Consider the following 7,622-nt stretch of genomic DNA (forward strand, 5'->3'; position numbering starts at 1 on the left):
CTGGCCCTCAGCCGCGCCCGCCCGATCGTGGAGGGCGAGCGCTGGCTCGACCTCTGCGCCGGCCCCGGCGGCAAGACCGCGCTGCTCGCCGCCGAGGCGCGGCTCGGCGGCGCCACGGTGGTGGCCAACGAGCCCGTTCCCGCACGCGCCGGTCTCGTGCGCCGGGCCGTCGCCGCGCTGCCGGAGCCTCCGGTGGTCTGGGAGCGGGACGGCACGACGGTCGGCGACGCCGATCCGGAGTCGTTCGATCGCATCCTCGTCGACGCCCCCTGCACCGGGCTCGGCGCCCTCCGCCGCCGCCCCGAGGCGCGCTGGCGGAAGGCCCCGAGCGACGTGGCCGAGCTCGTCGACCTGCAGCAGCGCCTCATCGACTCCGCCGTCGCCGCCCTGAAGCCCGGGGGAGTGCTCGCCTACGTCACGTGCTCTCCGCACGTCGGTGAGACCCGCGGCCAGGTGCAGGGCGCCCTCCGCCGCTGGCCGGAGACGCTCGAGCAGCTCGACGCCCAGGCCGTGCTCCGCGAGGTCACGGGCGACGCGATCACCCTCGGTGCGCCGGATGCCGCTGTGCAGCTGTGGCCGCACCGCAACGCGACGGATGCCATGTTCGTCGCGCTCTTCCGCAAGCTCCCGGCCTGACCCGCGCCTCACAGCTTCAGCACCCCCAGCGGGTGACTGAGGAACTGCGCCCTGAGCACCAGTCCGTCGAGCGGGAACAGCGCGGTCAGCCGGTCGACGAGCACCCGCTCGCCCGCCAGGAGACGACGCCCGCCGACGCGCTCCCACACCACGACCGCCTCGGCGGCGTCGATCGTGGCGGCCACGCCGTCCGCCACGCGGATGAGCGCCCTGACCTCCCCGTTCGTGAGCGGATCGCCCAGCCGGAACCCGTCGACCGGCAGGAGCGTCGGCAGCACCCGTCGCTCGCGGTCGAGGAACAGCACCCACACGCGATCCACGATCGCCGCGCCCACCACGTCCTCCACCACCCGCCCGAGCTCGTGGTCGCTCTCGATCGGCTCGGTCATCGCTCCTGCTGGTGCATCAGTCATGCGGCGAGCCTCGCCGGTCCCGCACCGTCGACGGCCGCGACCCCAGAATCTGTGGAGTGCCGGACCGGACGCCGATCCTGTGCAGGAGCCGCGACTCGAGCCGATGGACGGGGTGGGCGCGGGCGACTAGTAGCCTTGTGGGGTGAAGACTTTCGACGAGCTGTTCCTCGAGCTCTCCGCCAAGGCCGCCGAGCGACCCGAGGGCTCCGGCACCGTGCGCGAGCTCGACGCCGGCGTGCACTTCATCGGCAAGAAGATCGTCGAAGAGGCCGCCGAGGTGTGGATGGCCGCCGAGTACGAGACCGATGAGAACACGGCGGAGGAGATCTCCCAGCTGCTCTACCACCTGCAGGTGCTGATGCTGGCCAAGGGTCTGAGCCCGGCCGACGTCTACCGACATCTGTGACGTCGAGCCCAGCCCGATCTCACCTTCTCTCACGAAAGACCACTCCATGATCAAGATCGCGGTGCCCAACAAGGGCTCCCTCGCCGAAACCGCCGCCCAGATGCTCGCCGAAGCGGGCTACCAGGGCCGGCGTGAGGGCTCGCGCGAGCTCATCGTGCTCGACCCCCGCAACGAGGTGGAGTTCTTCTACCTCCGCCCCCGCGACATCGCCACCTACGTCGGCTCCGGCGCCCTCGATGTGGGCATCACCGGCCGCGACCTGCTGCTCGACTCCGGCTCCACCGCCACCGAGACCGCTCCGCTCGACTTCGGCGGCTCCACGTTCCGCTTCGCCCGCCCGGTCGGCAGTCCGCTCGAGATCGAGTCGCTCGAGGGTGCGCGGGTGGCCACGAGCTACCCCGGCCTCGTGGGCGACTTCCTGAAAGCACGCGGCATCACCACCACGCTCGTCACCCTCGACGGAGCCGTCGAATCGGCGGTCCGCCTCGGCGTGGCCGATGCCGTGGCCGACGTGGTGAGCACCGGCTCCACCCTGCGTGCGGCCGGCCTCGAGATCTTCGGTCCCGTCATCCTCGAGTCCACCGCCGTGCTGATCTCCTCGGGCACCGAGCACCCCGGTGCCGGCACCCTGCTGCGGCGCCTCCAGGGCGTGCTCGTGGCACGCCAGTACGTGCTCATGGACTACGACGTGCGCGTCGAGAACCTCGACGAGGCCTCCGCCCTCACCCCCGGCATCGAGAGCCCCACCATCTCTCCGCTGCACGACCCCGAGTGGGTGGCCGTGCGCTCGATGGTGCCGCGCCTTGACACCAACCAGGTCATGGACGCTCTCTACGAGGTGGGTGCCAGGGCCATCCTGGTCAGCCCCATCCACGCCGCGAGGATCTGATGTCGCTCGCCGTGCGGGTGATCCCCTGTCTCGACGTGGCGGCGGGCCGCGTGGTCAAGGGCGTGAACTTCCAGAACCTCCGCGACGCCGGCGACCCCGTCGAGCTCGCCCGGCTCTACTCCGAGCAGGGCGCCGACGAGATCACCTTCCTCGACGTCACCGCCACGGTCGACGCGCGCGACACGATGTACGACGTCGTGCGCCAGACCGCCGAGCAGGTCTTCATCCCGCTCACCGTCGGCGGCGGCGTGCGCTCGAACGACGACGTGGCGAGGCTCCTCGCCCACGGCGCCGACAAGGTGGGAGTCAACAGCGCCGCCATCGCCCGGCCCGAGCTGCTCGGCGAGATCGCCGACCGCTTCGGAGCCCAGGTGCTCGTGCTCTCGCTCGACGTCAAGCGCACGACCGAGCCCGGCCGCACCCCGAGCGGCTTCGTGGTGACCACGCACGGCGGCCGCCGCGAGACGGAGCTCGACGCCCTCGAGTGGGCCCGCGAGGCCGTCGAGCGCGGCGCCGGCGAGCTCCTGGTCAACTCCATCGACGCCGACGGCACGAAGGACGGCTTCGACCTCGAGCTCGTGACCCTCATGCGCGAGGCCAGCAGCGTGCCGGTGATCGCCTCCGGTGGTGCCGGCAGGGTCGAGCACTTCGGTGCCGCCGTGCGGGCGGGAGCAGACGCCGTGCTCGCCGCGAGCGTGTTCCACCTCCGCGAGATGACGGTCGGCGACGTGAAGGACGAACTGAGACGGGAAGGGGTGGTCGTGCGATGAGCGAGGTCGACGACGTGCTCGCACGGGCCCACTTCGACGACAAGGGCCTTCTGCCCGCCGTCATCCAGCAGTGGGACACCAAGGAGGTGCTCATGCTGGGCTACATGGATGCCGAGGCGCTCCGCCGCACCCTCACCGAGGGCCGGGTGACCTACTGGTCGCGCTCGCGCCAGGAGTACTGGCGGAAGGGCGACACCTCCGGCCACGTGCAGTTCGTCAAGGGCGCTGCCCTCGACTGCGACGACGACACGCTGCTCGTGCAGGTCGACCAGGTGGGCGTCGCCTGCCACACCGGCGCGCGGCGCTGCTTCGACGTCGATCCGCTCGACCCGGTGGTGCTCCCGTGAGCTCCTCCAGCACCACCCGGGCGGAGTTCGAGCGCCTCCGCGAGGGGCACCGCGTCATCCCCGTCATCCGGGAGCTCTTCGCCGACGGCGAGACCCCGCTCGGCATCTACCGCAAGCTCGCCGACGGCAGGCCCGGCACGTTCCTGCTCGAGTCGGCCGGTCAGGGCGGCATCTGGTCGCGCTTCTCGTTCATCGGCGTCTCGAGCTTCGGCCTGCTCACCGAGGAGGGCGACGCCGCGCGCTGGCTCGATCTCGGGCTGCCGGTCGAGCGGGCCTTCCCCGGCGGGCTCCCCGGGGGGCCGCTCGCCGCGGTGAGCGCGCTCTACGACCAGTGGAAGACACCCGCCGTGCCCACGCATCCGCCCCTCACCGGAGGCCTCGTCGGCTTCATCGGCTGGGAGACCGTGCGCCAGATCGAGCGGCTGCCGAACCGCCCGCCCGCCGACTACCGCATCCCGAGCCAGGGGCTCTCGTTCGTCTCCGAGATCGTGGTGGTCGACCACCGCGAGGGCACCGTGCAGCTCGTCGTGAACGTGCTCGCCGACGGCGACGCCGAGGCCGGGTCCGACGAGCTGTGGAACGGCGCCCAGGCGAGCCTCGACCGCCTGCAGGCCGCCCTCGCCGCGCCCTCCGAAGCCTGGCTCGCGACCGCCGACTTCTCGCTGTCGACGACTCCGGATGCCCGCACCGAGCGAGCCGACTTCCTCGACGCCATCGAGGTGGCCAAGGAGCACATCCGCGAGGGCGACATCTTCCAGGTCGTGATCTCGCAGCGCTTCGAACTCGAGAGCACCGCGCATCCGCTCGACGTGTACCGGGTGCTGCGCACGCTCAACCCGAGCCCCTACATGTACCTGCTCACGCTCGTCGACACCGACGGCACGCCCTACCAGGTGGTGGGGTCGAGCCCCGAGGCGCTCGTGAAGGTGGAGAAGGGTCGCGCGCTCACGCATCCGATCGCCGGTTCCAAGCCCCGTGGCAGCACGCCCCAGCTCGATCTCGAGCTCGAGCAGGAGCTGCTCGGCGACCAGAAGGAGCGCGCCGAGCACCTCATGCTCGTCGACCTCGCCCGCAACGACCTGCTGAAGGTCTGCGAGGCCGCCTCGGTCGAGGTCACCGAGTTCATGAGGGTGGAGCGGTTCAGCCACATCATGCACATCGTCTCGTCGGTCGAGGGCGCGCTCCGGCCCGGGATCGACGCGATCGACGTGTTCCGGGCCACCTTCCCGGCCGGCACGCTCTCGGGTGCACCGAAGCCGCGCGCCCTCGAGATCATCGACGAGCTCGAGCCCGCCCAGCGCGGCCTCTACGGGGGAGTCGTGGGCTACTTCGGGTTCGGCGGCGACGCCGACCTCGCGATCGCCATCCGCACCGCCACCATCCGCGACGGCATCGCCCGGGTGCAGGCCGGTGGCGGGCTCGTGGCCGACTCCGACCCCGACAGCGAGTTCCAGGAGTCGCAGAACAAGGCGGCCGCTCCGCTCCGCGCCGTGGCCGTGGCGAACGCGATGACCAGGGTGTGCTGATGACGACCGCCCCGGAGCGCTCGAGCGAAGGCCGCCGGCTCAAGCTCCTCACCATCGTGGCCGTGCTGCTGCTGTCGGCGCTCGCCTTCCTCGCCTGGTCGCAGCCCTGGGGGAGTCTCGTGCTCGTGGCGGCCGACACCACCACCGAGCGCGTGCTCGAGGTGCCCGGCTCGGTCGCGGCGCCCGCGCTCTCGGCGCTCGGACTCGCCGGGCTCGCCCTCGCGGGTGCGCTCGCGATCGCCGGGCCGGTGGTGCGGATCGTGCTCGGCGCCCTCGAGGTGCTGCTCGGCGCGAGCGTGCTCTGGTCGGGCCTCGGCGCGCTGAGCGACCCGGTGGCCGCCGGCGCGGCCGTCGTCACGACCACCACCGGTGTGGCCGGCACGAGCTCGGTGCGGGCGCTCGTCGAGGTCGGAGAGCAGAGCCCGTGGCCGGCCGTCACGGTCGCGCTCGGTGCCCTCATGGTGATCGCGGGGCTCGTGGTGATCGCGACCGTCCGGCGCTGGCCGAGCGCGGGCCGCAAGTACCAGGCGGTCACCTTCCAGGGCGCCGACGGCCGGCAGAGCGGCGAGCTCGCCGACTTCTTCGACGACGATCCGGACGCCGCCGACGCCGACGACGCCGACGATGCCACCGCGGAAGCCGGAGATCCGCCCCGGGGCCGGTCCGCAGCCGCGCCCCCGCACCGCACGCCCGCCACGACCGCGCGCGACGCCGCCGTCGACAGCTGGGACGATCTCACCCGCGGCACGGATCCGACCCGCCGGGCTGGCTCGGCCCACCGGGAGACCCCGGTAGACTTGCCCTCGAACGACGACCACCAGACAGGAAGAGATCGATGAGCCACGAAGAGGACGAACTGGGCGAGGGCCACTCCCTCGCCGCCTGGACCGGCGTGATCGTGTCGCTCGTGGGCATCGCGATCGGCACCGTGGCCTTCTTCTTCGACGTGCAGTGGCTCGTCTGGGCCGCCGCGGGCCTCACGCTGTTCGGATTCCTGCTGGGCTTCATCCTCTCCCGCGCCGGCTACGGCGTGAACGGCACGAAGACCCTGCAGAAGGAGCACTGACCCAGGTGCTCGCCGAACTCGTAGCCGGAGCGCTCGAGGACGCGACGGAGCGCCGGTCGATCCGGAGCCTGAAAGCGGTGGAGGCGGCTGCGGAGGCCACGGCCCCCGCGCTCGACGCCCTCGCCCTGCTGGCTCCCGCCGACCGCGTCAAGATCATCGCCGAGGTCAAGCGGGCGAGCCCCTCGCGCGGTGACCTCGCCGACATCCCCGACCCCGCCGAGCTCGCGGGCCTCTACGCCGCGGGTGGCGCCTCCGCCATCAGCGTGCTCACCGAGGGCCGCCGCTTCAAGGGGTCGCTCGCCGACCTCGAGGCCGTGCGGGCCAGGGTCGACGTGCCGGTGCTCCGCAAGGACTTCATCGCCGAGGAGTACCAGGTGCTCGAGGCGCGTGCCGCGGGCGCCGACCTCGTGCTGCTCATCGTGGCCGCGCTCGACCAGCCGATGCTCGTGCGCCTGCACGACTTCGTGCTCTCGCTCGGCATGACCCCGCTCGTCGAGACGCACGACGCCATCGAGGTGTCGCGCGCCGTCGATCTCGGAGCCGGGCTGATCGGCGTGAACGCGCGCGACCTCAGCACCTTCGAGCTCGACTCCGATCTCTTCGGCCGACTGGCCGACCGCATCCCCACGGGCACCGTCAAGATCGCCGAATCGGCCGTCCTGAGTGCCGCCGACGTGGCCCACTACCGCGCCGCGGGCGCCGACGTCGTCCTCGTGGGCGAGGCCCTCGTCACCAACGGCGACCCGGTGGCCACACTGAAGGAGTTCCTCTCCGTATGACCGACACGACCCAGGCCTCGACCACCCAGACTCCGACCACGCAGGCGCCGTCGCTCCGCGCGGAGACCGGACCCTTCTTCGGCGAGTTCGGCGGGCGCTTCATGCCCGAGTCGCTCATCGCCGCCCTCGACGAGCTCGACGAGGCCTACCAGCTCGCCAAGCTCGACCCCGAGTTCCACCGCGAGCTCGCCGAGCTCGGCCGCACCTACACCGGCCGGCCGTCGATCCTCACCGAGGTGCCCCGCTTCGCCCGCCACGCCGGCGGCGCCCGCATCATCCTGAAGCGCGAAGACCTGAACCACACGGGCTCGCACAAGATCAACAACGTGCTCGGCCAGGCCCTCCTGGCGAAGCGGATCGGCAAGAAGCGCCTGATCGCCGAGACCGGCGCCGGCCAGCACGGCGTGGCCACCGCGACGGCGGCGGCGCTGTTCGGCATGGAGTGCGTCGTCTACATGGGCGAGGTCGACACCGAGCGTCAGGCCCTCAACGTGGCCAGGATGCGTCTGCTCGGCGCCGAGGTCGTGCCCGTCGCGAGCGGCACCCGCACGCTCAAGGACGCCCTCAACGAGGCCTTCCGCGACTGGGTCGCCAACGTGGAGTCCACCCACTACCTGCTCGGCACGGTCGCGGGCCCGCACCCGTTCCCCGCCATGGTGCGCGACTTCGTCAAGGTCATCGGCGAGGAGGCGCGCCAGCAGGTCATCGACCTGACCGGTGCGCTCCCGGATGCCGTCACGGCCTGCGTGGGCGGCGGATCGAACGCGATCGGGATCTTCCACGCCTTCCT

General features: G+C 72.0%; 10 protein-coding genes and 1 pseudogene. 10 read left to right on the plus strand and 1 reads right to left on the minus strand.

Going from position 1 to position 7,622, the window contains the following annotated elements:
- A pseudogene (locus Q0D57_RS18560) lies at nt 1-636 on the plus strand (rRNA small subunit methyltransferase B); the annotation flags it as partial.
- An 8-nt stretch (nt 637-644) separates the two neighbouring features.
- Here the strand turns inward: Q0D57_RS18560 and Q0D57_RS18565 are convergent.
- Entirely contained in the window at nt 645-1,049 is a 405-nt protein-coding gene (locus tag Q0D57_RS18565; RefSeq protein WP_291046849.1) for a hypothetical protein, read from the minus strand.
- A 142-nt stretch (nt 1,050-1,191) separates the two neighbouring features.
- Between Q0D57_RS18565 and Q0D57_RS18570 the strand changes: the two genes are divergently transcribed.
- The 9 genes from Q0D57_RS18570 to Q0D57_RS18610 all read left to right on the plus strand — a co-directional run.
- A complete protein-coding gene (locus Q0D57_RS18570; RefSeq protein ID WP_291046851.1) occupies nt 1,192-1,455 on the plus strand; it encodes a phosphoribosyl-ATP diphosphatase in 264 nt (87 codons plus the stop codon).
- 46 nt (nt 1,456-1,501) lie between these two features.
- Entirely contained in the window at nt 1,502-2,344 is an 843-nt protein-coding gene (hisG, locus tag Q0D57_RS18575) for an ATP phosphoribosyltransferase (protein WP_291046853.1), read from the plus strand.
- Complete coding sequence (hisF, locus tag Q0D57_RS18580) at nt 2,344-3,114, plus strand: imidazole glycerol phosphate synthase subunit HisF (RefSeq protein WP_291046855.1); 771 nt, start codon at nt 2,344-2,346, stop codon at nt 3,112-3,114. Before hisG ends, hisF begins: the two co-directional genes overlap by 1 nt.
- Complete coding sequence (gene hisI / locus Q0D57_RS18585) at nt 3,111-3,461, plus strand: phosphoribosyl-AMP cyclohydrolase (RefSeq protein ID WP_259526657.1); 351 nt, start codon at nt 3,111-3,113, stop codon at nt 3,459-3,461. The genes hisF and hisI overlap by 4 nt, the downstream gene beginning before the upstream one ends.
- Nucleotides 3,458-4,987 carry an anthranilate synthase component I gene (locus Q0D57_RS18590; RefSeq protein ID WP_291046858.1) on the plus strand — a complete coding sequence of 510 codons (1,530 nt, stop codon included), beginning with the start codon at nt 3,458-3,460 and terminating at the stop codon, nt 4,985-4,987. Before hisI ends, Q0D57_RS18590 begins: the two co-directional genes overlap by 4 nt.
- Nucleotides 4,987-5,826 carry a Trp biosynthesis-associated membrane protein gene (locus Q0D57_RS18595; protein ID WP_291046859.1) on the plus strand — a complete coding sequence of 280 codons (840 nt, stop codon included), beginning with the start codon at nt 4,987-4,989 and terminating at the stop codon, nt 5,824-5,826. The genes Q0D57_RS18590 and Q0D57_RS18595 overlap by 1 nt, the downstream gene beginning before the upstream one ends.
- Nucleotides 5,823-6,053, plus strand: coding sequence for a DUF6704 family protein (locus Q0D57_RS18600; RefSeq protein WP_291046860.1), 231 nt, complete (start codon nt 5,823-5,825; stop codon nt 6,051-6,053). The genes Q0D57_RS18595 and Q0D57_RS18600 overlap by 4 nt, the downstream gene beginning before the upstream one ends.
- Before the next feature lie 5 nt (nt 6,054-6,058).
- The gene (gene trpC, locus Q0D57_RS18605; protein WP_291046862.1) at nt 6,059-6,832 is read left to right on the plus strand and encodes an indole-3-glycerol phosphate synthase TrpC; all 774 of its coding nucleotides are present in this window, start codon (nt 6,059-6,061) and stop codon (nt 6,830-6,832) included.
- On the plus strand, nt 6,829-7,622 hold a 794-nt coding region (locus Q0D57_RS18610), incomplete at its 3' end, for a pyridoxal-phosphate dependent enzyme (RefSeq protein WP_291046864.1). The genes trpC and Q0D57_RS18610, both read left to right, overlap by 4 nt.

Origin of the sequence: Herbiconiux sp., assembly GCF_023264895.1 — a bacterium.
GTDB lineage: Bacteria > Actinomycetota > Actinomycetes > Actinomycetales > Microbacteriaceae > Herbiconiux.

Bases quoted from the DNA above. Each gene is read 5' to 3' on its own strand.
- hisF (WP_291046855.1), top strand. From the start codon at position 2,344: ATGTCGCTCGCCGTGCGGGTGATCCCCTGTCTCGACGTGGCGGCGGGC.
- Q0D57_RS18595 (WP_291046859.1), top strand. From the start codon at position 4,987: ATGACGACCGCCCCGGAGCGCTCGAGCGAAGGCCGCCGGCTCAAGCTC.
- hisI (WP_259526657.1), top strand. From the start codon at position 3,111: ATGAGCGAGGTCGACGACGTGCTCGCACGGGCCCACTTCGACGACAAG.
- hisG (WP_291046853.1), top strand. From the start codon at position 1,502: ATGATCAAGATCGCGGTGCCCAACAAGGGCTCCCTCGCCGAAACCGCC.
- Q0D57_RS18600 (WP_291046860.1), top strand. From the start codon at position 5,823: ATGAGCCACGAAGAGGACGAACTGGGCGAGGGCCACTCCCTCGCCGCC.
- Q0D57_RS18565 (WP_291046849.1), bottom strand. From the start codon at position 1,049: ATGACTGATGCACCAGCAGGAGCGATGACCGAGCCGATCGAGAGCGAC.